At 60.5% G+C, this 25,965-nt stretch carries 32 protein-coding genes; 22 read left to right on the forward strand and 10 right to left on the reverse strand.

The features are described 5' to 3' along the window. Nucleotides 1-69 precede the first annotated feature (69 nt). Nucleotides 70-372, reverse strand: a complete 303-nt coding sequence (locus J2741_RS06795) for a YunC family protein (protein WP_209674241.1) — start codon at nucleotides 370-372, stop codon at nucleotides 70-72. A gap of 460 nt (nucleotides 373-832) precedes the next feature. Between J2741_RS06795 and J2741_RS06800 the strand changes: the two genes are divergently transcribed. From J2741_RS06800 to J2741_RS06815, 4 genes are all read left to right on the forward strand, one after another. Next, nucleotides 833-1,564 carry a dihydrofolate reductase family protein gene (locus tag J2741_RS06800; protein ID WP_209674242.1) on the forward strand — a complete coding sequence of 244 codons (732 nt, stop codon included), beginning with the start codon at nucleotides 833-835 and terminating at the stop codon, nucleotides 1,562-1,564. A 104-nt stretch (nucleotides 1,565-1,668) separates the two neighbouring features. Next, entirely contained in the window at nucleotides 1,669-2,793 is a 1,125-nt protein-coding gene (cofH, locus tag J2741_RS06805; RefSeq protein WP_209674243.1) for a 5-amino-6-(D-ribitylamino)uracil--L-tyrosine 4-hydroxyphenyl transferase CofH, read from the forward strand. A 38-nt stretch (nucleotides 2,794-2,831) separates the two neighbouring features. Then, a complete protein-coding gene (locus J2741_RS06810; protein WP_209674244.1) occupies nucleotides 2,832-3,290 on the forward strand; it encodes a pyridoxamine 5'-phosphate oxidase family protein in 459 nt (152 codons plus the stop codon). A gap of 65 nt (nucleotides 3,291-3,355) precedes the next feature. Next, complete coding sequence (locus tag J2741_RS06815; RefSeq protein WP_209674245.1) at nucleotides 3,356-4,411, forward strand: DMT family transporter; 1,056 nt, start codon at nucleotides 3,356-3,358, stop codon at nucleotides 4,409-4,411. An 83-nt stretch (nucleotides 4,412-4,494) separates the two neighbouring features. On the opposite strand, the gene J2741_RS06820 is transcribed toward J2741_RS06815, so the two are convergent. From J2741_RS06820 to J2741_RS06830, 3 genes are read right to left on the reverse strand one after another with little or no spacing between them, the layout of a single operon-like run. Beyond that, a complete protein-coding gene (locus J2741_RS06820) occupies nucleotides 4,495-5,046 on the reverse strand; it encodes a flavodoxin family protein (protein ID WP_209674246.1) in 552 nt (183 codons plus the stop codon). A gap of 25 nt (nucleotides 5,047-5,071) precedes the next feature. Then, the gene (locus J2741_RS06825; RefSeq protein WP_209674247.1) at nucleotides 5,072-5,503 is read right to left on the reverse strand and encodes a GIY-YIG nuclease family protein; all 432 of its coding nucleotides are present in this window, start codon (nucleotides 5,501-5,503) and stop codon (nucleotides 5,072-5,074) included. After that, nucleotides 5,496-6,098: an MBL fold metallo-hydrolase gene (locus J2741_RS06830; protein WP_209674248.1), complete on the reverse strand. Its 603-nt coding sequence runs from the start codon at nucleotides 6,096-6,098 to the stop codon at nucleotides 5,496-5,498. The genes J2741_RS06825 and J2741_RS06830 overlap by 8 nt, the downstream gene beginning before the upstream one ends. Before the next feature lie 35 nt (nucleotides 6,099-6,133). On the opposite strand from J2741_RS06830, the gene thiC reads away from it, so the two are divergent. Continuing rightward, nucleotides 6,134-7,408, forward strand: coding sequence for a phosphomethylpyrimidine synthase ThiC (gene thiC, locus J2741_RS06835; RefSeq protein WP_209674249.1), 1,275 nt, complete (start codon nucleotides 6,134-6,136; stop codon nucleotides 7,406-7,408). A 744-nt stretch (nucleotides 7,409-8,152) separates the two neighbouring features. Here thiC and purE read toward each other — a convergent pair. Next, entirely contained in the window at nucleotides 8,153-8,539 is a 387-nt protein-coding gene (gene purE, locus J2741_RS06840) for a 5-(carboxyamino)imidazole ribonucleotide mutase (RefSeq protein WP_209675567.1), read from the reverse strand. A 53-nt stretch (nucleotides 8,540-8,592) separates the two neighbouring features. Here purE and J2741_RS06845 point away from each other — a divergent pair, with 53 nt between their 5' ends. The 7 genes from J2741_RS06845 to J2741_RS06875 all read left to right on the forward strand — a co-directional run bounded on the left by J2741_RS06845 (nucleotide 8,593) and on the right by J2741_RS06875 (nucleotide 13,196). Next, nucleotides 8,593-9,723: a pyridoxal-phosphate-dependent aminotransferase family protein gene (locus J2741_RS06845; protein WP_209674250.1), complete on the forward strand. Its 1,131-nt coding sequence runs from the start codon at nucleotides 8,593-8,595 to the stop codon at nucleotides 9,721-9,723. Next, nucleotides 9,720-10,181: a riboflavin synthase gene (gene ribC / locus J2741_RS06850; protein ID WP_209674251.1), complete on the forward strand. Its 462-nt coding sequence runs from the start codon at nucleotides 9,720-9,722 to the stop codon at nucleotides 10,179-10,181. Before J2741_RS06845 ends, ribC begins: the two co-directional genes overlap by 4 nt. A gap of 52 nt (nucleotides 10,182-10,233) precedes the next feature. Continuing rightward, the gene (gene ribH, locus J2741_RS06855) at nucleotides 10,234-10,641 is read left to right on the forward strand and encodes a 6,7-dimethyl-8-ribityllumazine synthase (protein ID WP_209674252.1); all 408 of its coding nucleotides are present in this window, start codon (nucleotides 10,234-10,236) and stop codon (nucleotides 10,639-10,641) included. Next, nucleotides 10,638-11,774, forward strand: coding sequence for a pyridoxal phosphate-dependent aminotransferase (locus tag J2741_RS06860; protein ID WP_209674253.1), 1,137 nt, complete (start codon nucleotides 10,638-10,640; stop codon nucleotides 11,772-11,774). Before ribH ends, J2741_RS06860 begins: the two co-directional genes overlap by 4 nt. 50 nt (nucleotides 11,775-11,824) lie before the next feature. Beyond that, nucleotides 11,825-12,319, forward strand: coding sequence for a HEAT repeat domain-containing protein (locus J2741_RS06865; protein ID WP_209674254.1), 495 nt, complete (start codon nucleotides 11,825-11,827; stop codon nucleotides 12,317-12,319). Further along, nucleotides 12,319-12,774, forward strand: coding sequence for an arsenate reductase/protein-tyrosine-phosphatase family protein (locus tag J2741_RS06870; RefSeq protein WP_209674255.1), 456 nt, complete (start codon nucleotides 12,319-12,321; stop codon nucleotides 12,772-12,774). The genes J2741_RS06865 and J2741_RS06870 overlap by 1 nt, the downstream gene beginning before the upstream one ends. Before the next feature lie 128 nt (nucleotides 12,775-12,902). After that, nucleotides 12,903-13,196, forward strand: coding sequence for a carboxymuconolactone decarboxylase family protein (locus tag J2741_RS06875; RefSeq protein ID WP_209674256.1), 294 nt, complete (start codon nucleotides 12,903-12,905; stop codon nucleotides 13,194-13,196). 61 nt (nucleotides 13,197-13,257) lie between these two features. Here J2741_RS06875 and J2741_RS06880 read toward each other — a convergent pair whose 3' ends face one another. Continuing rightward, entirely contained in the window at nucleotides 13,258-14,247 is a 990-nt protein-coding gene (locus J2741_RS06880) for an ornithine cyclodeaminase family protein (RefSeq protein ID WP_209674257.1), read from the reverse strand. 224 nt (nucleotides 14,248-14,471) lie between these two features. Between J2741_RS06880 and J2741_RS06885 the strand changes: the two genes are divergently transcribed. From J2741_RS06885 to J2741_RS06925, 9 genes are all read left to right on the forward strand, one after another. After that, nucleotides 14,472-14,840 carry a cupin domain-containing protein gene (locus J2741_RS06885; RefSeq protein WP_209674258.1) on the forward strand — a complete coding sequence of 123 codons (369 nt, stop codon included), beginning with the start codon at nucleotides 14,472-14,474 and terminating at the stop codon, nucleotides 14,838-14,840. Beyond that, on the forward strand, nucleotides 14,824-15,288 hold the full coding sequence (locus tag J2741_RS06890; protein WP_245249440.1) for a nucleoside deaminase: 465 nt from the start codon (nucleotides 14,824-14,826) through the stop codon (nucleotides 15,286-15,288). Before J2741_RS06885 ends, J2741_RS06890 begins: the two co-directional genes overlap by 17 nt. 18 nt (nucleotides 15,289-15,306) lie before the next feature. Then, on the forward strand, nucleotides 15,307-16,149 hold the full coding sequence (gene budA, locus J2741_RS06895) for an acetolactate decarboxylase (RefSeq protein WP_209674259.1): 843 nt from the start codon (nucleotides 15,307-15,309) through the stop codon (nucleotides 16,147-16,149). Nucleotides 16,150-16,372: 223 nt separating this feature from the next. Further along, the gene (locus J2741_RS06900; RefSeq protein WP_209674260.1) at nucleotides 16,373-17,305 is read left to right on the forward strand and encodes a magnesium transporter CorA family protein; all 933 of its coding nucleotides are present in this window, start codon (nucleotides 16,373-16,375) and stop codon (nucleotides 17,303-17,305) included. Between the two features lie 123 nt (nucleotides 17,306-17,428). Beyond that, nucleotides 17,429-18,112, forward strand: a complete 684-nt coding sequence (locus tag J2741_RS06905) for a YIP1 family protein (protein WP_209674261.1) — start codon at nucleotides 17,429-17,431, stop codon at nucleotides 18,110-18,112. After that, complete coding sequence (locus J2741_RS06910) at nucleotides 18,112-19,272, forward strand: COG1361 S-layer family protein (protein WP_209674262.1); 1,161 nt, start codon at nucleotides 18,112-18,114, stop codon at nucleotides 19,270-19,272. The genes J2741_RS06905 and J2741_RS06910 overlap by 1 nt, the downstream gene beginning before the upstream one ends. Continuing rightward, a complete protein-coding gene (locus J2741_RS06915) occupies nucleotides 19,256-20,014 on the forward strand; it encodes an ABC transporter ATP-binding protein (RefSeq protein WP_209674263.1) in 759 nt (252 codons plus the stop codon). Before J2741_RS06910 ends, J2741_RS06915 begins: the two co-directional genes overlap by 17 nt. A 73-nt stretch (nucleotides 20,015-20,087) precedes the next feature. Next, the gene (locus J2741_RS06920; protein ID WP_342452242.1) at nucleotides 20,088-21,257 is read left to right on the forward strand and encodes an ABC transporter permease; all 1,170 of its coding nucleotides are present in this window, start codon (nucleotides 20,088-20,090) and stop codon (nucleotides 21,255-21,257) included. A 305-nt stretch (nucleotides 21,258-21,562) separates the two neighbouring features. Then, complete coding sequence (locus J2741_RS06925; RefSeq protein ID WP_209674264.1) at nucleotides 21,563-21,892, forward strand: DUF3784 domain-containing protein; 330 nt, start codon at nucleotides 21,563-21,565, stop codon at nucleotides 21,890-21,892. A 150-nt stretch (nucleotides 21,893-22,042) separates the two neighbouring features. Here the strand turns inward: J2741_RS06925 and J2741_RS06930 are convergent, their stop codons facing one another. From J2741_RS06930 to J2741_RS06940, 3 genes are read right to left on the reverse strand one after another with little or no spacing between them, the layout of a single operon-like run. Then, entirely contained in the window at nucleotides 22,043-22,294 is a 252-nt protein-coding gene (locus J2741_RS06930) for a hypothetical protein (protein WP_209674265.1), read from the reverse strand. Then, entirely contained in the window at nucleotides 22,291-22,998 is a 708-nt protein-coding gene (locus J2741_RS06935) for a DUF2953 domain-containing protein (RefSeq protein WP_209674266.1), read from the reverse strand. Before J2741_RS06935 ends, J2741_RS06930 begins: the two co-directional genes overlap by 4 nt. Before the next feature lie 36 nt (nucleotides 22,999-23,034). Then, the gene (locus J2741_RS06940; protein ID WP_209674267.1) at nucleotides 23,035-23,421 is read right to left on the reverse strand and encodes a GerW family sporulation protein; all 387 of its coding nucleotides are present in this window, start codon (nucleotides 23,419-23,421) and stop codon (nucleotides 23,035-23,037) included. 91 nt (nucleotides 23,422-23,512) lie between these two features. Here J2741_RS06940 and J2741_RS06945 point away from each other — a divergent pair, with 91 nt between their 5' ends. Next, nucleotides 23,513-24,436: a class I SAM-dependent methyltransferase gene (locus J2741_RS06945; protein WP_209674268.1), complete on the forward strand. Its 924-nt coding sequence runs from the start codon at nucleotides 23,513-23,515 to the stop codon at nucleotides 24,434-24,436. A 2-nt stretch (nucleotides 24,437-24,438) separates the two neighbouring features. On the opposite strand, the gene J2741_RS06950 is transcribed toward J2741_RS06945, so the two are convergent. Then, the gene (locus tag J2741_RS06950; RefSeq protein WP_209674269.1) at nucleotides 24,439-25,869 is read right to left on the reverse strand and encodes an aldehyde dehydrogenase family protein; all 1,431 of its coding nucleotides are present in this window, start codon (nucleotides 25,867-25,869) and stop codon (nucleotides 24,439-24,441) included. Nucleotides 25,870-25,965: the final 96 nt, after the last annotated feature.

Raw genomic sequence — 25,965 nt, forward strand, 5'->3', positions numbered from 1 at the left:
GCCCGGGCCGTTAAAGTAGTCCCGGAGACTGCACCGGGCGGTCGTGTCGCCGGCCGGCGGACTTATGGGTCAGCAAAGGAGTTCCAGGGCCTGCATTCCGCTCATCCCCGGCGTAATTCCCAGTCCTGACGCGGACGGGTTCGCTTCCCTGATCTCACCTTCAAGGAGGTCCCGGATAGTGGCGATCGAATCCCCCCTCGTCGGCCTCACCCTTGCCGCGGGATACCCGAACCGCTCCAGTGCCTGGACGTCGATGGCCCCGCAACCGACAATTCCCCGGGGGGCGACAGCCCCCACCAGGTTCACCGGCCCGAGAGGGATTACGAAACCCCTCGCGGTCCCCCGGTCCAATGCGATCTGTTCTTCCTGCATGTTTATCCACCATCCCGTCTCCGGGAGAGAAGAAAAGACCCGCGGTTATAACGAATCGCCCCCGGTTCGGGATTGCACCGCCGGGAGGACCGCAGGGGGATACCTGCACGGAACGGCAGAGGGTGGGTGGAAGATGGATATTCGGGCTGGTAACCGGCTCCACAGCCAAAACCGGAAGGGTATTTAAAAAAATCTGCTCAGTTGACGCCCTCGATTTCATTCATGTATGTCCAGTCTAAGGGTTTCTTTAAGGCCAGTCTGAACACAATTCGTAGCATATGAGGCTCCAGGGGCGAAGCCCACAAGAGCGTCACGTGGTAAGGTTATCAACAAAGTAAAAAAAATTCAAACGAGGCAGGAATTTTACCGGGTCCGTGCCCTTCCGGGTATTCTGCATTTTCACGCCACACGACTACTTTTTTTGTATTTCACGGTGCCAGATACCTTCAGGAGCCTCTCCATGATCCCGGAAGTTATCATTCATACGGCAGTCAGCCTTGACGGGCGGATCACCAATTTTCCTGCAGATCTCGATCTCTATTATTCGCTTGCCGCCAAATGGGAACCGGATGCGGTCCTGTTCGGGAGTGAAACCGTCCTGGCCGCGGTCCGTGACAATCCAGCACTCCAGGTTCCCCCGGAGCATGACGCGATATTTACACCTCCGGAAGGCGCCCCCGACACCCGTCCCCTGCTTGTCATTGCCGACAGTCGCGGAAGGGTGCGCTGCTGGGATGCGATCCGGAAGTGGCCGTATATGAGGGACGTCATCGCAGTCTGTTCGGAGAACACGCCTCCGGAGTATCGGACATACCTGGCGGAGAGGAAGATAGGCACGATCGTTGCAGGGCAGGATCGGATCGATATCCGTGCGGCACTGGAACTGCTGAACGGACGGTATGGTGTAACGAAAGTCCGGGTTGACAGCGGGGGGACGCTCAACAGCGTCCTTTTGCATGCGGGCGTTGTGACCGAGGTGAGCGTGCTCATTCACCCGTACCTTGCCGGGGGCAGGCCGGAACCGACTCTGTTCGACCCGGATAGGGCTGGCTTCAAGGACTTTTTGGTCCCCCTCGTTCACCGATCCACCGAGATGATGAGGAATGGTATCGTCTGGGTCAGGTACGCGGTAACGGCATCGTGCGATGCACAAGACCCGGAGAGGGGGGTATCGGTACCTGATCGGCCATAATGCCAGCGAATTATATATCACACGAAAATCTGCCGGTGGTTCAGATTGGGACCGCGGGCCTTCTCCACTGAATTTATCTCTCCTCCCACCGATTCAGATCTACCGTGTCAACCTTTAGCAAGGCAGATGCAGGGTCTCCCTCGGGCAGGACCATACGGGAAATTATCGATACCGCGCGATCGGGCGGGCGATTGGAAGAGTCGGACCTTTTCGCGCTCATGCGCTGCAACGATCGTGATATCTGGGATATATGTGCGGCAGCAGACGAGCTCCGATCGCGGACCGTCGGGAACGCGGTGACGTATGTCCGGAACCAGAACATCAACGTGACCAATATCTGCGTAAACAATTGCGGTTTTTGCGGGTTTTCCCGGAAAGCCGGCGATGAGGATGCATATTTTTACGGCGAGGACGTGATCCGGGAGCGGGCCGCCCAGGCCAGGGAACGCGGGGTCACCGAGATCTGCACCGTATCCGGGCTTCACCCGGAGTTCAACGCCCGGTCGTACGTGCAGGTCTATTCCTGGCTCTGCGATGAGGCCCCCGGAGTTCATATCCATGCATCAAATCCCATGGAGGTCGCGTATGCCGCCCGGAGGTCCGGGATCTCTACCAAAGAGGTGATGGCGCAGTTCAGGGACGCGGGGCTTTCTTCAATGTGCGGAACCGCAGCGGAGATTCTCTCGGACCCGGTGCGGCAGGTGATCTGTCCCGGGAAAATTTCCACCGCGGAATGGATCCGCATCATCGAGGAGGCCCACCGGATGGGCATTCCCACAACCGCGACCATCATGTACGGGCACTGCGAGACGGTCGGGGACCGGGTGCGGCACCTCTCCATTCTCCGGGATATACAGGACCGGACCGGGGGGTTCACCGAGTTCGTGCCGCTCTCCTTTATCCACATGAACACCCCCCTCTACCGCGAGGGACGTGCCCGTGCGGGTGCGACCGGGAGGGAGGACCTCCTGATGGTCGCCGGGTCCAGACTTTTCCTCGACAATATCCCGCATATCCAGGTCTCATGGGTCAAACTCGGGCAGAAGATGGCCCAAATCTGCCTCATGGCGGGTGGGGACGACCTCGGGGGGACCATGTTCGAAGAGCGGATATCCCGGGGTGCAGGGGCGCAGAATACCGATTACCTCGATCCTGACGAGATGCGGAGGATGGCGGAGGATATCGGGAGGGACCTTGTCCAGCGGACCACCCTCTACGGGCGGGCCTGACACCCCGAAATCTAATTGTTTTCCGGACACCACCCTCCATGATGAGAAGAGGCGAGAGGGAACGGAACGACCCCGCCTGGATCGCAGAAGTTCTCCGCGATGCCAGGGTCTGCAGGGTGGCGTTCGCCGGCCCCGAACCATATGTCGTACCGCTCTGTTTCGGGTACGAAGAGAACCGGATTTATCTCCATTCAGCGCCGGAAGGAAAGAAGATGGACCTTTTTTCCGGGAACCCGAAGGTCTGCGTGGAGTTCGAAACGGGAGTGGAACTCGTCACGGGAGGTCCTCCCTGCGACTGGGGAATGAAGTACAGGACCGTGATCTCGTCCGGGACGGCGCGGCTTGTGGAGGACGAGGACGAGAAACTCCGGGCGCTCTCCCTAATCGCAAAACATTACGGGGCGAAAGGGACCATCACTCCCGGGATGGCCGGGAAGGTGGCGGTGATCCGAATCGACCTTGAAGAGGTCTCCGGCAAGACCGCAGGCTATTCCTGATTCCGGGATACTTACTTGAGATCGGGAGTGCATGGCAAGTAAATAACCTCCTTAGGGTGACCTCCATGCAGAATGCCCTTCTCCGCCCCGTCGGATACGCCATCCTCGCCGCGTTCCTCTTCGGAGTCTCCACTCCCCTGGCCAAGGCACTCGTGGGAGAAATACACCCCCTGGTCCTGGCCGGGCTTCTCTATACCGGGATGGGGCTCGCGCTCCTCGCGGTCTGCCTTGTCTCCCGGGTAAGACACAGGTCCGGACCGGGGGAGGCCCCTCTCCGGAGGGGGGATGTCCCCTGGCTGGCGATGACCGTGCTCGCGGGGGGAGTGATTGCGCCCGTCCTGCTCATGGCAGGCCTGTCCACGACCCCTGCATCGACCGCTTCGCTCCTGCTCAATTTCGAAGCCGCGGCCACCATCCTGATCGCGTTCCTGGTCTTCCGTGAGTCGATGAGCCGCCGGGCATGGGGTGCGGTCGCCGTCATCGGCGTTGCCGCCGTAACCCTGTCCGTTGACTTTTCCGGCGAATTCATGGTTTCACTGGGGAGCCTTGCAGTGATCGGGGCGTGCGTGTTCTGGGGACTTGATAACAATACCACCAGGGTGATCTCCCTCCGGGACCCCGCCTCCATCGGGAGCATCAAAGGGCTGGTTGCAGGAGGAATAACCCTGGGACTTGCGGCAGCCCTCCACGCGCCGTTCCCCGGAGACCCTGCGGTGCTCGAAGCTCTGGCACTGGGAGCCGTATCCTACGGATTCTCCACCATTTTCTTCATCCTCGCGCTCAGGGGCCTCGGTACGGCCCGGACGGGTGCCTATTTCAGTGCAGCACCGTTCATAGGGGCGGGGGCCTCGTTCCTCATCTTCCTCACTCTTCCCTCACTCCGGTTCATCGCGGCCCTTCCCCTGATGGTCATCGGTGCATGGCTCCTCCTTTCCGAGGTGCACACCCACCGGCACGTTCACCCCCGAATCGTCCACGAGCACCGGCATCGGCACGACGACCTCCATCACCGGCACCAGCACCCGGAAGGAACCAGGGATGAAGAGCATTCTCATGTCCACGAGCATCCTCATGAGGAGCACACCCACCCGCATACCCCGGATATTCACCACCGCCACTGACCGTGAGTGAAGAGGAAACGAAAACTCACCCGGGATCCTTTAATTGGTTTGGGAAATCTTCGGCGAAATGAAAAAAAGAAAATCTAGTCCATCGGTTTCAGAAGTTCGACAATCTTCCGGCCGATCTTACCGGCATTCTTCATGGCGTGGGCATCATGTGCAACCTCGCCCGCCATGTAGCCCTTGCCCCGCACGTGACCCAGGTACGAGAATTCGTGGCTGTTTAAGAACCCCTCGATGGTTTGGATAGTCCGGTCTCCGCCTTTGTTCGCACAGACCGCCACTGCCACCGCTTTCCTCCCGGCGAGCTTCCTCTGGTGATAAAGGGAATAGCTCCTGTCGATGAAATTTTTCAGGTGCCCGGAGAGGTCGTAGTAGTAGGTGGGTGAGCCGATGACCAGCACTTCGGCGTCCAGCACCTTCTCCATGATATCTCCCCAGTCATCATTCTGGATTACGCACCAGTCTTCTTCCTTGCACTTTTCGCATCCGAGGCAGGGACGGATCTCTTTTCCTGCGAGGGAGATGAACTCGGTGGGGATACCGGCCTCTTCACAGGGGGCAAGCACCGCCTTCACCAGAATGGAAGTGTTCCCGTTCTTCCTGGTGCTCCCCGATATGCCAATGACCGTCATGATATTACACTGGTCCCCGGATCTTTTATAGTGTTCTCTCGGTCCATGCAAGACCGAGCTCCCGGAACGCCCGCCGGATTTCGGGACCAGGGTGAGCGGCGAAAAAGAAGAGGTGGGAGGGGCACCTACAGTCACTCGACCCGAACCAGTGCACCTTACCGCCCCCGAGGGCACCGGCAAGGCTGCACTCTTTCCGTTCCCCTGTCTCCGCACAATATACCCCGGCCAGACGGAACGACGGGTCATGGAGGAGGTGATCGATGTGCCAGTGGGTCCTGGAACCGGGTGTCGCCGCTACGCGGATATGTCTCCCGACCCGGGCCTGAAGGCCTCCGGAACCGAGCGCCGACCCGGCGTAGACGTAGTACCCTTCGGGAAAAAAACGTTCTCCGAGGGCGCCTATTTGGACCGGGACCCCTCCCCCCGAGATTACCAGGCAGTAGATCCCTTTACCCATAACAACTCTTCAGGAGATCCCGGGCGGCGGCGATGTGACGTTCTCCGCCCTCTTCCACGGGGGTGCCGTGACCTGGGTAGAGGCCCCTGACCTCGAGCTCCGAGAGCCGGTCCAGCGACTCCCCCAATGATGCCCGGCTCCCTCCCGGAAAGTCGAACCGCCCGAATCCTCCGTCGGTAAAGACCGTGTCCCCGGAGATGAGGTCCCGCCCCTCCTCCGAGTAGAGGCAGATACTCCCCCGGGTGTGGCCCGGGGTATGCAGGACCAGGAGCCCTCCTACACGATCCCCCTCCTCCAGGACGAGATCCGGGACAATTCCCGGCGACCGGCCGCCGAAGTTGAAGGCCAGGCTCTCCCTGTCGTCGACCAGCCCCGGCGCGTCCAGCCGGTGTATGGCAACCCTGGCATCGCACATATGGGCGATCTCTTTTACGTAGGCGATATGGTCGTAGTGGCAGTGGGTGAGGACAATATACTCGATCTGCGCTGAAAACCGCTCGACCGCCACCGGGCTCACGCCTGCGTCGACCAGGACGTTCCCCGCCACGAAGCCGTTGCCGAGGAATGACTCTCCCGGGATCCACCGGACAGACATGCTAAAGTAATAACACATCCCTCCAAATCTCTTTTATGCAATCCCTTATCCGGGAGTCCCTTTCCGGAGTCCCCACCGAGGTCCACGAGGCGGCACACCGGGAAGGCCTGGCCCCCCGCGACCTCGCCAGGCTGGTGGCCCGCGGCAGAGCGGTTATCCCGGTCAACCCGGCACGCCCCCACCCCCCGATCGCCATCGGGCAGGGGTGCCGGGTGAAGGTGAACGTGAACGTGGGCACCTCCGGGGAACGGTGTGACGAGAACCTGGAGATGGCCAAGGCCAGGGCGGCGCTCGCGAACGGTGCGGATACCCTCATGGACCTCTCCACGGGGGGCGACCTGCCCCGCATGCGAAAGAAGATCCTGGACCTCCCCGTGCCGGTAGGGACGGTACCTGTCTACGAGGCGGTGCGGAGGGCGGGAAATGCCGCCGACGTGGACGCCGACCTGCTCTTCTCGGTGATCCGGGACCACTGCCGTGAGGGGGTGGACTTCCTCACCCTCCATTGCGGGGTGAACAGACAGGCGCTGGAGGCGCTCCATGCGGACCCGAGGATCATGCAGGTGGTCTCCCGCGGGGGGGCCTTCCACGTGGCCATGATGGTCCAGCGTGAGGAGGAAAACCCGCTTTATGCCGAGTTCGACTACCTGCTCGAGATCCTCTCCGAGTACTCGGTAGTGGCGAGCCTCGGCGACGGGATGAGGCCGGGGTGTCTTCAGGACGCCGAGCGTCGGGCGAAGTCCGTGGAGTACCTCACTCTTGGCTCGCTCGCCCAGCGTTCACTCGAGGCCGGGGTGCAGCGGATGGTCGAGGGCCCGGGGCACATCCCCCTCACCCAGGTGGAGTATAACGTCAGAATGATCAAGGAGCTGACCGACGATGCCCCGCTCTACCTCCTCGGCCCCCTGGTCACCGACATCGCACCGGGCTACGACCACGTGGTCTCCGCCATCGGGGGAGCGGTTGCCGCCATGCACGGGGCGGACTTCCTGTGCATGGTAAGCCCCAGCGAGCACCTTGCTCTGCCGCAGGAGGAAGACATCGTGGAAGGCACGCGTGTCGCAAAACTGGCCGCCCACGTGGGAGACCTCTGCAGGGGGCCGGACGGGCACAAGGATCCCCGCGAGCTCCAGATGGCCGAGGCGCGGGCACGGCTCGACTGGGAGGAGCAGTTCAGGCTGGCCCTCTCGGGTGACGCCGCCCGGAAGGTGCACCGGCGGGACGGGGAACTCGAGACCTGTTCCATGTGCGGGGAGCTTTGTGCAGTCAAACTGGTCCGGGAACTTTTCGAAAAGGAGAGAAAGGGATAATTAAAAAAACCCATCAATTTTTCAGATTTTTTATTTTCACAGACCTTCCCAGGGCTTTTGCCCCGTCAGGATATTCGTGGCGTTGACTGGCGTGCTGAGTGAGGGGGACTCCCTCTATCCGGTTGACTTTACTCTTTCTCGGGAGAGAAAAAAGCCCGGCCCAGCGAGTGACAATCGGAGGGGCTTCCTGTCTATCCCCAGAGCGAGGAATAGGCAGGGGAGAGCGTTATATCATGAAGTGGTGACGCTCCGGGGGCTACGCCCCGCCGCCGGGGCGCCCCGACGGGATATTCGTGGCATTGACTGAGTTGTTGAGTGAGGGGATATCCCCTTTTCCTGTTCACTGCCTACCCTAAGGCGACGAGGAGGCGGGGGAGAGAGTAACATCATGAAGTGTAGACGCTCCAGGGGCTTCGCCCCGCCGCTGCGGCGCACCAACGGGATATTCGTAGCATTGACCGGACTGTTGTCTGCCCAATGTTCCTATTTGCTTATACGATTGGAAGGGATTTACTCTAATTCATTGGAGTAATTTGAACCGCCGCCGGGGCGCCCATCGGGGGCGGCGGAACCATCCTGGGGGTAGGGAGAAAACAGCCTCATTCTTATAGCAAAAATTATACCTGGATTATTCGAGTAGGAGGCTTTCAGAATTCGATGAAATCCCGCCATCCGTCGTTTAAAAATGTTTAGGGAAAGATACCTTTTGGAATTTCTGAATTAGGAAAAAAAACCATTGAGAATCTATTTCAATTCCAGTATCCTGATCGCGAGAAGCGCGGCGTTCTCCCCGTTGTCCACCCCGACGCAGGCGACCGGGACCCCTTTCGGCATCTGCACGATGGAGAGGAGGGCGTCGAATCCCATCAGTTTCCCGGAAACCGGGACACCGATGACCGGTTTTTTCGTCTTGGACGCGATGACCCCGGGGAGCGCGGCGGACAGTCCCGCGATTGCGATGAACACCCTGCAATCGGTGGCGCGGATATATTCGTCCAGTGCGTCGGGTTCCCTGTGTGCCGAGATAACCTGGAAATCGTAACTGATCCCGTGTTCTTTCAACAGTTTCCAGGCCTTTTCGGCCACCGGCTGATCTGAGGCGGATCCACAGATAATCGATACCTCTACCATGTTCGCCATCCAAGCTTATATTCCGTCATTATAAAAATAGTTGGGGCGATTTCATGGAAAAAGAACCTCTCCTGATGCTTCCGGGCCCGGTCCCCATGCCGGAACGGGTACGGGCTGCGATGATGCGGCAGGCGATAAATCATCGCGGCGCCGAGTTCGGGGCAGTCTATGCCGACTGCGTCCGCGTCTTAAAGACTGCATTCGGTACACAGAACGAACTTTTCGTGATCAGCGGGTCCGGTACCGCGGCCATGGAGGCGGCGGTGGGCAACTTCGGGCGGGGAAAGAAGATTGCCTGCCTCGTGAACGGCAAGTTCGGAGAACGTCTCTACAAGATCTCCCAGCGGTACGGCACCGCAATCGAGATCGGGTCCGAATGGGGAACGCCTCTCGACCTCGCGGGGCTCGAGGCGGCGCTCCAGGACGGGGCGGAGGTCGTGACCCTGGTGCACAACGAGACCTCCGCGGCCATCAAGAACCCGGCGGAGAAGGTCGGGAAGCTCGCCAGGAAGTATGACGCCCTCTTCGTGATGGACGGGATCACCTCCATCGGGGGCGACGTCGTGCAGGCCGACGCCTGGGGAGCGGATATCGCCGTGGTGGGGTCCCAGAAATGTCTCGCCGCACCGGCGGGGCTCTCCGCCATCTCGGTCAGCGAACGGGCGTGGAGCCGTATCGCCGAGAACAGGCCGTACTATCTTGATCTCGCGGCCTACCGGAAGAGCGCAGGCAGCAAAATCATGGAGACCCCCTACACCCCCGCGGTCCCGCTCTTCCTCGCCTTGAGGGAGGCGTGCCTTATCCTTGAGGAAGAGGGGCTCGGTCCCCGCATCGAGCGCCACCGGAGGCTCTCCTCCTCTGTGAGGGCTGCAGCGGAGGCCTGGGGGCTCTCCCTCTTCCCCACCATTGACAGCGACCACGCCTATTCCAACACCGTGACCGCCATCTCCATTCCTGACGGGGTGAACGACAGCGACTTCCGCGGCACGGTCAAGAAGATGGGGATCGAGATCGCCGGCGGCCAGGACCACCTGAAGGGCAGGATCTTCCGTATCGGGAGCATGGGTGCGATAGGTGCGCCGGAGACCCTCGCCACCCTCGCGGCGGTCCAGTATGCCCTGGTGAAGCAGGGCTTCCGCCTGAAAGGGGACGGTGTCATGGCCGCGGCCGGAGTTCTGGGATGAAGATCGGCGTCGCGGACACTACGTTCGCCCGGGCCGATATGGGAAGTTTCGCGGTCGACGAGCTGAAGAGGCATGCGAGCGTGAGCATCGAGCGGGTCACGGTGCCGGGGATCAAAGACCTTCCGGTGGCCTGCAAGAAGCTGATCGAAGAACGCCGCTGCGACATCGTGATGGCGCTCGGGATGCCGGGAGGCAAGGAGAAGGACAAACTGTGTGCCCACGAGGCCTCCCAGGGCCTGATCCTCTGCCAGCTGATGACCAACACCCACATCATCGAGGTCTTCGTCCACGAGGATGAGGCGGAGAACGACCGTGAACTGGCCTGGCTGATGGAGCAACGGACGAGGGAGCACGCGGTCAACGCGATAAAACTGGTGACCAGGCCGCAGGACCTGGTGAAAGAGGCCGGGACAGGGCAGCGGCAGGGGTTCCCCGACGCCGGCCCGGCCCGGCGATGACGCGGAGTATGGTTTTTAGTCGCATCAGGAAGAGGATAAAGGGAAGATCATTATGGCAATAAAACTTGGATTCGTGGTCTCGGAGTTCAACCGGGACATCACCTACATGATGGAGGTGGAAGGCAGGGAGCATGCAGCCTTCCTCGGCGCGGAAGTGACCGAGTGCATGTACGTCCCCGGGGCGTATGACATGCCGCTCGCTATCAAGAGAATGCTGAAGAAAGGTGCGGTGGACGCAGTGGTGACCATCGGGTGCGTCATCGAGGGTGCAACCCAGCACGACGAGATCGTCGTCCAGCACGCCGCCCGGAAGATCATCGACCTCTCGCTCGAGTTCGACAAGCCGGTCTCGCTCGGGATCTCGGGACCGGGCATGACCAGGCTCGAGGCGAACGAGCGGATCGATTACGCACGCCGTGCGGTCGAGTCGGCAATCAAGATGGTCCAGCGGTTGAAATGAGACAATTGTCGGAGAAGGTCGCCGGCATCGCCGCCTCGGCCACCATGGAGATCACCAACCGGGCACGGCAGCTCCAGGCAGAGGGGGTCGACGTGATCAGCCTCTCTATCGGGGAACCTGACTTCGACACTCCCGAGCATATCAAGGAAGCCTGTATCAGGGCGCTCTGCCGGGGGGAGACCCACTACGCGCCAAGCAACGGGATCCCAGAACTCCAGAAGGCTATCGCGGCAAAGATCGAGCGGGAGAACAATTTCCCCTGCCGTCCCGCCCAGGTGCTGGTGACGTGCGGGGGGAAGGACGCAATCTTCGACGCGGTGATGGGGGTGGTCAACCCCGGAGAAGAGGTGATCATCCTTGACCCTTCGTGGGTCTCCTACGAGCCCTGCGTCCAGATCGCGGGCGCGAAACCGATTCACCATGCGCTGAACCCCCGCACCTTCCAGCTCGACGATTCGCTGCTGGAGCGGGTAGGCCAGAAGAGCAAGATGATCATCGTGAACTCCCCCTCGAACCCGAGCGGGGCGGTACTCGACGAGAAGTCCCTCGGTTTGGTGGCGGATCTTTGCGAAGATTTCGATCTTTTCGCCATATCGGACGAGATCTATGAGAAACTGATCTACGGTAAGGTCCACCGCTCCCTTGCGTCCTTCTCGGACATGGCGGAACGGACCATCACGGTGAACGGCTTTTCCAAGGCCTACGCCATGACCGGGTGGCGGCTGGGATATGCCGTCGCCCCTCCGGCGATCATCCAGGCCATGTCAAAGCTCCAGCAACACTCCATCAGCCACCCGACCACCTTTGCCATGTACGGGGCCGTCGCCGCCCTTGAGGGAGACCAGGGCTGCGTCGGGCAGATGCAGAAGGAGTTCGAGCGCCGGCGTGACTACCTGCTCCGGGAACTCTCCCTCATGGGGATGGAGACCGCCCCCGCGGACGGGGCGTTCTATGCATTCGTGAAGGTGGAAGGCGACGATATGGACGTGGCCGAACGGTGGCTGGACAAGGGGCATGTGGCTGTCACCCCGGGAACCGCGTTCCACTACCCCGGCTGGGAACGGATCTCCTACGCCACCTCGATGGAGAACCTGGAAAAGGCGGTGACCCGGATCCGCCGCTGCCGGGGCTGACCCGGGGAACCACCACCTTTTTCTCTATTGCTACAGGAAACCTGGTTACGATGACGCCTTCCGATGATTCGGTCTCTCATTATGACCGGGAGCTCACCCACATGGACCCCGATGTCCGCTGGATCGCGGTCACCGATCTGGAAGAGGAAGGCGGCCCTGAAGCGGTCCGGTATCTCATACGGGCCCTCCGGGACCCTGAATTCATCAGCATACGATGGCGATCGGCTATGGCACTCGGAAATCTTGGGGACCATACCGCGGTGGAACCCCTCATCGCGGCGCTCGGAGACGAGAACGATCACGTCCGGGAAGAAGCTGCGGATGCACTCGGACGTATCGGGGACCCCAGGGCAGTATCCTCACTGATCACGGCGCTGAAAGATCCCCAGCGGGGGGTCCGGCTCCGTGCGCTGAGTGCGCTGGTCAGGATCGGTGACGCGGCGAAGCCCGCGCTGGAGAACGCCATGGGGAGCGTGGAAGAGGCGTTTGCCCGCCTGGCGAGGGAAGCGCTCGACGATATCCAGAAGAAGGACACGAGGACCTGATGGAAGGAAAAACAAGGGCTGGGGATTCCCTTTCCGGTAAGGACCGGTCCGGGGAGAAGCGATCGGTGCTGTTCGTCTGCAACAGAAATGCGGGCAGGTCACCCCTTGCCGAAGGGTTACTCAGGGGAATCTACGGCGACCGGTACGAGGTGTATAGCGCAGGGGTCCGTTCCTCTACGATCAACCCCCTCGTCGGCGAAGTCCTCGGGGAACAGGGAATAGAGGCCCGGGCCCTCTGTTCCAAGGCGCTCGACGACATTCCTCCCGGCCCCTTCGATCGCGTGGTGCTCCTCACGGCGCCGGAAGAAGGGTCCCCGTCTCTCCCGGAGGCCCGGGAATACCTTCGATACCCGTTCCCGGATCCCCGTTCGGGTGGGGGTGGCGGTGGCAGCGACCTCGAAGGGTTCCGCGCACTCAGAGACATGATGGCAGACTGGATAGTGAGAGAATTTTAGAGGTGACCGGAACAGCGTGTGCTCCGGTTTTGAAGGACTTCCCCTTTTCTTATTTTCTACTGCCGACGCCAGTGCTGCAGGCCTTCATATTCCCCCGGGACCTATCCCCTCCCATGCATGAGAATCCCATGGAACTCTTTGTCCGGGAGTGCCCCGGACTTGCGAAGGCGCTTGAAGGAATAGTGGACGCCCAGCGGTCGCTGGAGGGAATGGGCGGTAAGACCCGGCAACTGGTGAACCTCGCGATCCAGACCGCCAACAGGAACCCGCGGGGGGTATTGTTCCACTCCCGCATGGCACGGGAGGCGGGCGCGAGCCGGGGCGAGGTGATCGGGGCCGTGGTGATGAACCTTCACCTCTCCGGGCTCGCTCCGGTCCTCGACTGCCTTCCCGCGGCGGTGGAGGGATACGGATCCGACTAATAAATCAGGTTGAAACCTGGTGAATGCGGGGGCAACCCTACCCGGCACACGCGGGTCTTCGCTACCACCCGATATCCTGTCCGATTCCCAGGCGGAGGGCGTTCCGGTAACATTCCCATGCCGCCGCCACATCCTGGACCGCGATCCCAACGGATTTGAAGAGGGTGATCGCCTCCGGGCTCTGCCTGCCCGGGACCCTCCCCTGGAGGAGTTCGCCAAGCTCTCCCTGCACGTGAAGTTCCCCGATCACGCCCCGCGCGAGGGGGAGGATGAGGTCCCCCGCCTCTGAGAAGGCCGCCTCCCTGCTGTCGACATAAACCCGGGCCCGTGCCACGGTCTCCGGGGGGATCTCTGCGTTGCCGGGAAGATACGATCCTACTGCGTTGATATGGGCCCCGGTGTTCAGGCAGTCGTCGGAAAACACCGGGGTCGAAGAGGTGGTGGCGGTACAGACAATATCCGCCCCCTTCAGCGCGTCTCCCGGTGAAGAGGCCGGGACGATCCGCTCCGGGAGGCTATCCCTCCCCGCACATTCCCTGATGAACGCCGCGACATGCGCACGGTGTGGCGAGAATACCCGTAGTTCTTCTATCCGGCGCACCGCACATACCCCGAGTGCCTGGGCCCTCGCCTGCGTTCCCGTGCCGAATATGGCCAGAACACGACTCCCGGGCCGGGAGAGGAGCCGGGTCGCGAGCCCCGACGCGGCGCCGGTGCGAATCGCGGTAAGGGCCCCGCCCTCCAGGAGCGCGAGAGGGGCTCCCGTAGCGCCGTCGGCGAGGAGTACCGAGGCGTGCACCGTGGGGATCCCGCGGCCGGCATTTCCGGGATTCACCCCCAACGTCTTCACCGCCACCGGGGAAACCGTCCCGGAACGATACGAAGCGGGCATGAAAAGCAAATCGGTCGATTCCTCGGGGACTTTCATCCTGGTGCGGGGCGGGCATACGGACTTTCCCGAGGAGAACGCGGAAAAGGCATCTTCCATCGCCGAGATCGCCAGGTCCATGGGCAGGGCCTTCCGGACCTCACCGGCAGTAAGGATCCTCATCGATTATCTCCATGGAACTGATCGGGACAGGAGGGGGATTAACCCTCCCATACCTCTCCACGCGGAGGCAGGAGTCGGGTTTTCCCGAGTAAATGGTCCCTGTAAAGGGCAATATAATGCACTGTGATCATATCCTTCGTCCCGGGCAGAGGACAAAGGCCCCGATGCACGATTCGCGCCTTTTTTTCCTTTGGGGTTGAAACCTTAGTATCGGGTGTTGCGGCATGATCGTCAGGAAGCTCTCGGAACTCCCCCGGACTGTGGTACTCGACGGATCGCACCTGGTGGAGTACCTGCACCCGGAACGGGGACCAAACCCTCCGGCGATTGGCTACAGTCTTGCCCACGCCATTGTCGGCGCCGGCGAAAGTACCCTGCCCCACAGGCTGAAGTCTTCGAGCGAGGTCTACGTGCTCCTGAACGGAAAAGGGGTGATCCACGTGGATGATGTGCAGGCAGAGGTGTGCCCCGGGATGGCGGTCGTGGTGCCTCCCGGGGAACGGCAGTGGATCGAGAACACCGGGGATACCGACCTCGAGTTCCTGGTGATCGTGGAGCCATACTGGAGGGAAGAGGATGAAGACACGGAATGAGGACCCTGAAATGCATGGAAAATTCATGGACGCAGCCCTTGACGAGGCCCGTACAGGCCTTTCGGAAGGAGGAATTCCCATCGGTTCGGTGCTGGTCCGAAATGGCACGGTGATTGGCAGGGGCCATAACCGGCGGGTCCAGGAGGACGACCCTATGCTGCACGCGGAGATCGACTGCTTAAGGAACGCCGGGCGGCAAGCGCAGTATCGCGACTGCATCCTCTATTCGACCCTGATGCCCTGCTACCTGTGTGCCGGTGCCGTGGTCCAGTTCCGGATCCCGGTGGTCGTGGCCGGAGAGTCGCGAAATTTCACCGGAGCGCAGGAGTTTCTCGCCGACCAGGGAATAAGGGTGATCGATCTCGACCGGGATGACTGCAGATCGCTTCTTGCCGGGTTTATCGCGGAACATCCCGCGCTGTGGAACGAGGACATCGGGGAGATCTGACCCCGGGAAAAGGATACTATGGCATACTCCACCACTGTATACGCGGCGGCATTGCTTGCGGTGGGACTGGTCATCGGGATAGCGGCAGGCATTACGCTCATTCCTTCCCAGGCGGGAACGCCCCCCGACCGCGACGCCCTGTACCAGGTCTCGACGATAGACACGCTGCTCCTCGGCGCGTTCGACGGCGTCTATAACTTCAGCACCCTGGAAACCAAAGGAGACTTCGGTATCGCCGTATTCGATCGTCTTGACGGCGAGATTATCGGATTCGACGGGACGTTTTACCAGATCAGGTCGGACGGGACGGTGCACGAGGTCCGGGGGGACGCGACAACTCCCTTCGCCACGGTCACCTGGTTTGAACCCGATACCCGGGTATGGATTGCCAGGGCGGACAATATCTCCGATTTCACTACCCAGCTCGAAGCGGCGCTTCCTTCTTCGAACCTTTTTTATGCGGTCCGTATCCAAGGGACATTCCCTGAGATGAAGACCCGGGCCGTCTCCCGGCAGGAGAAGCCGTATCCCAGGCTGGTCGACGCCTGCAAGGAGCAGTCCGTGTTCATGCTGAACAACACCCGCGGGACAATTGCCGGGTTTTATACGCCCGAGATGGTGGAAGGACTCAATATTCCCGGGCTCCATATCCACTACCTCACCGATGACCGTGCGGCCGGCGGGCATATTCTTGACTTTTCGGTTGAGAATGCCACGGTTGAACTGGACTCCACATCCCGGTTCACCATGTGGCTGCCTGAAGGGGACCAGTATGCAGGATATGACCTTTCGGAGGACCTTTCAGGGGAGCTCTCGGTGGTAGAGAAGGGCGGGCCCTCCACCACTCCGGCGTCCGGGTGAACGTGGCTTCCCGGCGGTTGCTGCGAAGGGCGTATAAGGGATCGGAAACTACTTTTTATTTACAAGTGGGAGGATGGTCCGGGTGAAACAGGCCCGACACCATGATTTATTTTGCCTTCCGGGGTGAAATAAACGGAGAGCGGAGAGAAAACAAGGAATTCTCAGGCCCGCTGCAGGGAAAGGGCCGGTAGTTCGAGGAGAGGGAGACCCGGGAGGTGAGATCATGATCACCATTTACAAGACGACGGCCGAAGGGCTGGAGCAGATCAATGAATACGAGAGCGGCTGCTGGATCCACGTGGTCAGCCCCCGGCTGGAAGAGGTGGAACAGCTCGTTTCCTGGTTCAATATTCCCTCCGATTTCCTCACCGACCCGCTCGACGTGGACGAGCGTGCCAGGGTCGAGCGGGAGGAAGGGAGCACCCTGATCCTCCTCCGCACCCCGAAGCGGGAGGCACCCGATGCGGACATCCCTTTCACCACCCTCCCCGTGGGGATCATCCTCACCCAGAACGTGATGATCACCGTCTCCCTCACCGAGGTGGACGTGATTCGCGAGGTCCTCGGAGGCCGGACCAAGAACTTCTCCACCCCGAACCGTACAGGCTGTATCCTGACCCTTTTCCTCCGGACCGCCCTGCTGTTCATGCGCTACTTAAAAGAGATCAACCGCATGAGCAACGAGGTGGAGAAGAACCTCCACAAGGCCCTGAAGAACGAACAGCTGATCAAGCTGCTCAACCTGGAAAAGAGCCTGGTCTTCTTCATCACCTCCCTTCGCAGCAACGCCCTGATGATGGAGAAGTTCAACACCATCGAGTACAACAAGATGACCGAGGACGAGCGGGACATCATGGAGGAGGTGATGATCGAGAACAAGCAGGCCATCGAGATGACGAACATCTACACCACCATCCTCTCCGGGATGATGGATGCCTTCGCATCGGTCATCTCCAACAACCTCAACGTGGTCATGAAACTGCTCACCACGGTGACCATCATCCTCATGATCCCCACCCTGGTCGCAAGCGTCTACGGGATGAACGTGGAACTTCCCTACCAGCACAGCCCCTATGCGTTCCTGATTACCATGGCGATATCCGGGGTGCTGGCGGCAATAGGGATCCTGATCTTCTGGCGGAAAGAATTCTTCTGAAGAAAGCCGGCCGGAAAAAACTGGTTGCTTTTTCTTTTTCTGTATTCTCTATAGAATATATGAAGAATGTTGATAGATGATGAACGTCTAATTTAAGATGATTAACTTATGGCAAATGGGGTAATGGAAGTTCTGATTCGGCCGGATGCCTTCTTCTCCAGGATTTTTGCGGGGGAAGTCAGCCTGAAGGTTCCGGGGCTGATCGCGATCGTCGGTGCGATCGTCACCGCGATCTCGGCATACGTCATATCCGGCCCGACCGTGAAGCTGATATCCGGAGCGGCAGGGTCTTCGGCATCTGGTGCGATGGGGCTTATCGGCGCATTTGGGGCAATCGGCGGTTTTTTTGCATTTTTGATCGGGTACTGGATTATCATTGCGGGAATATTTCATGTGATATCGGTCATATTCAAGGGGAAAGGGTCATTTCATCGGACTTTGACCGCAGGAGGATACGGGTTGATCCCTATCATTATAGGCGGAATTATCAGCGCCCTCCTTGCCCTCTACTACATCCCCCTGGTGAAGGTGCCGGTGATAAGCTCCTTTTCGGATCCCACCGCGGTCACCCGGGCCATCGCCCAACTATATGCAGATCCCGCAATGAGGGAATTCACCCAGATATCAGGTATTATTTCCATTATTTTTCTCATATGGAGTGCAAATATCTGGATCTTCGGTATAAAACATGCCAGGGAACTGAGCATACGTAATGCGGTCATCACCGTGGGAATCCCGGTGGTTCTGCTCATCGTTTATATTGTCGTAACCACGGTATTCGGAGTGGGAATCCCGGGGGCAGCCTGATGCGAACGTTAAACCTGGTCCTGGCAGTTCTCCTGCTGCTCACCGGGTGTGCGATATCCGGGGTTTCTGCCCAGACCTCCTCGGACGCTGCCGCGCAGGTCACCGTAACCGGTGTCACCCTCGACCCCGGGGTATTCATCGAGGAGGACGTGGGGACCATCACGGTGGAGATCACCAACAACGGGGCCGAGAGCGTCCCTATCCGGAGGGTCACCATGTACGATGCGGATATCAGTATCCTCTCGAGTTCCTACGACACCAGCATGTACCTGGGTGCGGGGAACACCATGACGTTTGTATTCACCGTCCAGGCAGGGGTCCCCCAGGGTATCTATTACCCCACATTCTCGGTTGATTTCCGTAACGCAGGCTATCTCCGCTACCCGGTCGAGCTCCGGGTGGAGAACGATCCCCTGAAGATCTCGGTCCTGTCCAAACCGGACACGTTCGCCGCGGGAAAGAAGGACACCGTGGTCATCGCGGTGGGAAACCCCCGTTCCGACATGGTGAACGGCGTCGTGGTTGACCCGTCCGGCAACGGGCTGGACATCACCCCGTCCAGTTATTTCGTCGGGAACCTGGGGTCCGACGAATCGGTTCAGGTTCCGCTCACCATCACCCCGTCGGATAATTCGGTCCTCACCATCCTCGTCAACTACAAGAACGGGGTGAACAACCACCAGTCATCCCTGCAGGTGCCCATCCGGCTCGGGGCGAGCAAACTTCAGGCGAACCCAATACTCTCCAACATCCAGGTCGTGTACGAGAACGGAAAATATTCCGTCACCGGGGATGTAACCAACGCGGGCCTCCAGGTGGCAAACTCAGTGGTGGTCACCAGCGGTGACGGTGCCACCCCGGTCGCACCCTATCAGCAGTACGTGGTGGGATCGCTCCAGCCCGACGACTTCTCCAGTTTCGAGGTGACCTTCACCGCCCCCGACAATACCTCCACCATCCCCCTGGCGGTCCAGTTCAAGGACGCGGACGGGAACCAGTTCGAACAGACCACCATGGTGGAGATCCCGCCGGCATCGACCGGAGGTGGCGAAGCGCCGGGATTCCCGCTCCCGGTGATTGTGCTCCTGGTGGTTCTTGCGGTCGTCATCGCCGGAGTGGTCTGGTACTCCTGGAGAAAGAGCCATGAGCCAAGCCCCTGAACGGGAGATCATCATCCGGTTCGAGGACGTGACCAAGATCTACCCCCTCCCCGCAGGGGATGTCACCGCCTTAAACCATGTCAGTCTCGATGTGCGCCGGGGCGAGTTCATCGCCATCATGGGACCCTCGGGCTCGGGAAAATCGACCCTGCTGAACCTCATGGGGAGCCTTGACACCCCGACCGGCGGGGAGCTGTATATCGAGGGAAAACGGGTCAGGGGAATGAGCGACGAGGAGCTGACCAGCCTTCGCCGCGACCATATCGGGTTCATCTTCCAGCAGTTCAACCTGATCCCCCTCTTCACCGCCATCGAGAATGTCCAGTACCCGTATATCCTCAAGACCGGGGACCGGAGTAGCCTCGATCGGTGCAAGGAGGTGCTCGCGTCGATGGACCTGGAAGAGTCCCTCTTCTCCCACAAGCCGAGCGAACTCTCCGGGGGCCAGCAGCAGCGGGTGGCCATCGCGAGAGCGCTGGTCAATGACCCCGAGATCCTTATGGCCGACGAACCGACGGGAAACCTTGACACCAAAACCGGAAAGGCCATCATGGAGCTCCTGCGTGACCTCAACAAGACCCGCGGGAAGACCATCATCATGGTCACCCATGACCCGAACATCGCCCGTTACGCAGACCGGACCATCCGCATCGTGGACGGCAGGATCAAGACGGACGAGCAGGAATCCGCACCCGGGCCGGGAACCCCCGGGACAACCCCTCCGGAAGGGCAGGCCGCGTGATGAGACCGGACACGGGAGATCCCCTGCGGCACGGGACGCCCGGGATAGGGAATGACGAGGGGGAGGATGTTCCGTGAATTCGATCGTATTCTTTGAATTCGCAAAAAGGAACGTGAAAATACACTGGCTGCGCTCCCTGCTCGCCACACTCGGGATCATCATCGGGGTGGCCACCATCACCTCCATGGGTATCCTGGGTAACGGCCTGGTGCTCTCGATCAGTGACAGCCTCTCCACGGTGGGGGACACGATCATCGTATCCCCCCACTCGGGAGGAGGGATACGGGTCGGCGGCGCGTCGACCGACTATATCACCGACCGCCAGGTGGAGCAGATCACCCGGGCAGTGACACCGAATCTCGCCATCCCGATATATTCAGGCGGGTCCAGGATGAAGGTGGGATCCAAGGATACTGCCGGGGTGATCTACGGTATCCCGAGCAGCGATATCCCCTCCCTCCTGGAGCTCGACCAGGGAGCCTACATCCGGGGGTCGTCCGGGGCCATGGTCGGGGCGCAGTTCGCGAGGGAGAACAACCTCATCGTCGGTTCGCGTATAACCGTCGGGGACAAGGGAACGCTCCGGGTGGTCGGGATCCTGAAGGAACGGGGGATGGGCTTCGACATCAACCCGGACTACGGCATCGTGGTGGACAGCAAGTGGTTCGAACAAGCCTACAACCGGACCAGCGGCTACGACATGGTCATCGTCAAGGTAGGAGACATCAACACTATCGAGGAGGTCAAGGACTCCGTCGACAAGGCCCTGAACCGGCGGGAGACGGTCGTGGACGTGATCGATACCAAGGCGATCCTCGAGACCATCCTCACCGCGTTCTCCCAGATCAGCACCTTTACCCTGGCTATCGGGGGGATCTCGCTCATCGTGGCCGGGGTCTCCATCTTAAACATCATGATGATGTCGGTTACCGAGCGGATCAAGGAGATCGGGATCATCAGGAGCATCGGGACCCAGCGGAGGGAGGTCCTGATGATGTTCCTCTACGAGGCGCTGATCCTCGGGGTGATAGGAGCCGCGATCGGGGGAGGGCTCTCCCTCCTCGGGGGTTGGGCGATAAGCGCCCTCCTGCTCAATACCACCCAGTACCTCCTGGTGCCCTCGAGCCTGGTCTATATCCTCTACGGTATGGGGTTCGGTATCGCCACCGCACTCCTCTCCGGATTTTATCCCGCCTGGAAGGCCTCGAACTTAAACCCCATCGAAGCCCTGCGGCACGAGTAATTCCCCGGGACAACTTCCCTTTTTTTCCTTGGCCATTCACAGGCATAGAATACATGGAACCGGGGTCATTGTCGATTCATGCAGCTCTCCATTTTCTCCCTGGCCGGCGGTGAAATGCGCAAGCGTTTCCACGAGGGAGGAGTGATAATGCGGAGCGTTTCCACGAAGTGATAATGCGCAAGCGTTTCCACGAGGGAGGAGTGATAATGCGCAAGCGTTTCCACGAAGTGATAATGCGCAAGCGTTTCCACGAGGGAGGAGTGATAACCCTGCAGGTGCAATAGGTTATAAAGCGGGGTGCGTTCATGGCGTCTTTCATCCTCCTCATCATCACCGAGTTCCTCTTCCTCGTGTTTGCCGTGCTCGGCTACACCATCAGGATCAAAAAACGAGTCGACGTTATCGCCGGGTACCAGAAAGGGACCATAAGGGACCCGGACGGGCTCTCCCGGTGGGTGGGGAACAACCTCTTCTTCCTCGCCGGATGCTCCCTCGCCGCGATGGTGGGAATCCTGGTCTTCCCGGACCAGGAAGTGGTAATCTTCATGGTCCTCATCACACTGGTCCCGATCGTGAGCGTGATCACCGCACTCAGGTCGAAAAGGTTCGAACAACCGCCGGAGAAGAAGAAATAACGGCCTGGTTGAGATCATTTTTCCCGTGACTTCTTTCGGCTCCTTCCGACACCGTCGTCGGCCACCCGTACGCCGTACGATATCTTTGAAAAAGGTAGCACAGGGCCTGTAACGGCAGAGTAATCTGCCGGACACATAAGAGCGAGCGTATCAATCCGGCGAGAAGGATATATCCCGCATCCTGATCTCTTCCAAAAGGGGAAGGATGTCCGCCGGGGCGAATCCGTCATCGAACGGAGTGAAGTATACCTCACCACCCTCGAGGACCAGCAGGCAGAGAGGGGTGTTCCGGCCGGCAAAATGCCGGGGGCCACGGTGCCGTTCCCCACGGCTGACGAGATAGATCTCCCGGTCTCCGGCGAGAAAAGGTCCATTAACCTCGTAGTCGAAATCCCAGGTCATTCTGATCCTCCCTGTCGGAATGCGGCTACGAGTTCCCGGAACTCCGGGGTTAGGGCAAGGCCGATGGCGAGGATCACGAGAGTCAGGGGACGTGAAACCCTGATCCTGCAGTCAGCCTTCCCTTCGAGCACTGGATGGGTAAAGACCGGGGTAACCTCGACCGATACGTCCGGGACCAAGAAGAGGAAGGGACGGAGCGCGGAGTACGCCCCGAAGAAACGGCCAGTCTCGGCGGCACCGGAGAGGCCGACGGTAACGTCGCAGTCCAGGCGTTCAAGCGAGGTCGCATGCCACATGGCGCGTAAAAGCGAACGAGCCCGGGTACCGAACCGGAGGAGAACCCCGAGTGTCCTGACCAGCCCTCCCAGGCGCCATGCCTCCCGTCCTGTTTTTAACCATTCCTCTTCCGGGTGTTTCGCTTCGTGCCGCTCCGGGGGCATTCCGGGAATGAACCCCGGGGCAGTTCCGGTGAAAGGGGCGGTATAAACCTGCTTTTTCCCCACGAGGACGGAGAACAGGAGCTCGCCTCCGGTCCAGGCCATCAGTATTCCCGCGAGGCCCCACCCGACACGGAATTCCGCCCGGGCATATTCGCCGTAGCGTTCGGCAAGGAGCCCGATCACCAGGGGGATTCTCCACAGGAGATAGTAAAAGAGGCATATCGCGCCGATGAGTGCAAAAAGGACTGGGAGGTAGGGATCCATCGTCTTCCCCGGCGGAGTCTTCGGGAAGAGGACGGATTACTTGCCTTCCTCGCTCTTCGTGTCAGGCGTGCGCTTCGCGTCCATGGCCTTCAGGGCCTCGATCACCCGCGGGGCGAGCGACTCGGAGAGGGCGGAGATGACCTGCGCGACCGGGTTGTCCTTCCGGAGCGAGAGGACCTGGATCCCCTCCACACCGCGGACGTCCTTGTGCACGATCACCAGGGCCACCGGGGAGATCCCTCCGCCGCCGCCGGCTCCCGCTCCTTCTCCAGCACCTTCCTTTCCGCGGCAGTGCCCCGCACCGAACCCGAACCCGAACTCTGCGACGGGTATCACCACCTTGTCTCCCAGGTCGATGGCGTCCCCCATAATATGGGACGGAGAGAGGAGGCGGTCAAGTTCGTCGGCCGTTGTTTTGAGCATTTCTTCTCCGGTCATGACATTCACGAGTCAACTAGGGAGAGCTAGTATAAGTATATTCTCCAGAAACCGGTAATCCCGGGATGAATTGAGTATGCCAGTCAGGAACAACCGAAAGGAGGCAGGCAGTGCGGATTACTGGGGAGAGGACGATCCCTGTGCGGGAGCGGACTGGAACGCCGTATGGAGGGTGCGGCACCTTCGCCACCAGTCATCGGAGGGCTTCCTGGACAGCCTTCACGTCTGGGACCGGGAGGAGAATGCAGAGCGCTATGACCGGATTGCGAGGAGTGAATATTCCCGGCGGGTCGGAGAGACTCTCGCCGGGCTCCCCCTCAATCCAACGTCCAGGGTGCTCGACATCGGTGCGGGACCGGGTACGCTGGCCATCCCCCTCGCCCCCCTGGTGCGGGAGATCACCACGGTAGAGCCTGCGGCGGGAATGACCCGCGTGCTCCGCCGGAAACTGGAAGAGGACGGGATAGGGAACGTACAGGTGGTGCCCCGCACCTGGGAGGACGTGGACCCCGGACGGGACCTTTCTGGCCCTTACGACCTGGTGATCGCCTCCCTCTCCCTCTCGATGCCCGATATCAGGGAGGCGGTGGAAAAGATGGTATCGGTCTGTTCGGGATCGGTACACATCTTCTGGTTTGCAGACCCGCCGTTCTGGGAAAGGAGTTATCTCGCTACCTGGCCGGCCCTCCACGGGGTGCCGTTCTCTCCCGGACCGAAGGCTGACTGCCTGTACATGGTACTTTGCCAGATGGGGATCTATCCCGACGTGGAGATGCGGGTACTCGACAAGCGGTACCGGTTTGCCTCGCGTGATGAGATGTACGGACATTTCCGCTTCCGGTTCGGGGTGGAAAACCCGGACCAGGAACAGGTCATGCGGAAATATCTCGACGGGGTTGCGGAAGAGGAGGGGGGATCCCTGACCATTTCCGGCGATTCGCGCTATGCCTGGATTCACTGGGAACCGGGTGCGGCAAGGTCGGGAGCGCTCGCGAAATAGAGCTACCAGCCAAGGAACAGGCTTTTAGTCCGGGTATAGGAGTGGTATGCCTCCACGCCGTTCTCCCTTCCGATCCCGCTCTCCTTCACCCCGCCGAAGGGGACCTCGGGGGGGACGGTGAGGTGGCGGTTCACCCATATCACCCCGGCGCGGACCCGGGAGAATACTTCTTTCGCGACCCCGAGGTCCCTGGTCCAGACAGATGCTCCGAGGCCGTAGGGAGACCGGTTCGCCTCCGAGATGGCTGCGTCGAGATCGGGGATGCACATCACGGGGAGCACCGGGCCAAAGACCTCCCGGCAGAGGAGCGCCGATCCCGGGTGGGGGTCCGTCACGATAGTAGGAGCATAATAATAACCCCTGGAAAGGTCTCCCTCGACCGGAACATACCCCCCCGCCACGATTTTCCCTTCGTCCCTGGCACGCAACTCGTCCATCAGGGAGACGATCCGCTCTCTTTGGAAATTTCCCGCGAGGGGACCCATATCCACTCCAGGGACCATCCCGTTTCCCACCCGGAGCGCATTTACCTTCGCCATGAGCAGCCGCATGAATTCAGGGGCTACCGACTGGTGCACGAAGAGCCGCTTCACCGCGGTACAGGTCTGCCCCGAGTTGTAGAACCTTCCCCTGACCGCTCCTGCCGCCGCCTTTTCCAGGTCCGCATCTTTCCACACGATCATCGGATCGGAACCCCCGAGCTCAAGGGTGAGTGCCTTCAACCCCCCGGCTGCAAGCTCCCGTATCCGGCATCCGGTCGCGGTATCCCCGGTGAAGGAGACTTTCGCGATTCCAGGGTGGCGGGCGATAGCCTCCCCCACCGCCTCGCCGGGCCCGGTGACCAGGTTCAGCACACCGGGAGGGAGGCCGGCATGCTCCATCAGGGCCGTTATCTTCAACGCGGTGATCGGGGTCTGGGAGGCAGGCTTGAAGACCATCGTATTCCCCGCAAGCAGGGCCGGACCCACTTTCCACCCCATGATCAGCGCCGGCATGTTCCAGGGAACGATCGCCCCGCAGACCCCCAGCGGTTCCCGGGTCACGAGGCAATCGCCGAGAGGACCCAGGGGGAGAAGATCTCCCCGAATCCCGGCGGATATACCGGCATAAAATTCAAGGATGTTTGCAAATCCCCTGATCTCGTCGGTCGCCTCCCGGATGGGTTTTCCCTGCTCGGCGGTAAGGGTCCGGGCGAGCGCCTCGTGATCCTCCCTGACCAGGTGGGCGGCCCGGAACAGCACCATCCCCCGTTCACGAACCGTCTTTTTTGCCCACCCGTCGAAAGCATCGCCTGCCGCACGAACGGCGAGGTCGACCTCTGTGGCGGACCCGCGGGGTACCCGGTCGATCTCGACCCCGGTCGCCGGGTTGATCACCGGCATCCAGCGGTCTTCCGCGGACGCGATCTCCTCTCCCCCGATTCTCATATGCATGGGGAAGCATAGCGCAGCCATCCGGGATAACCGATACGGATCTCTGCAGGGGCCATCGGGGTAATCCGGGAGAAAAAAAAGAGGAATTTTTCAAAA

Source organism: Methanolinea mesophila (assembly GCF_017873855.1).
GTDB lineage: Archaea > Halobacteriota > Methanomicrobia > Methanomicrobiales > Methanospirillaceae > Methanolinea_B > Methanolinea_B mesophila.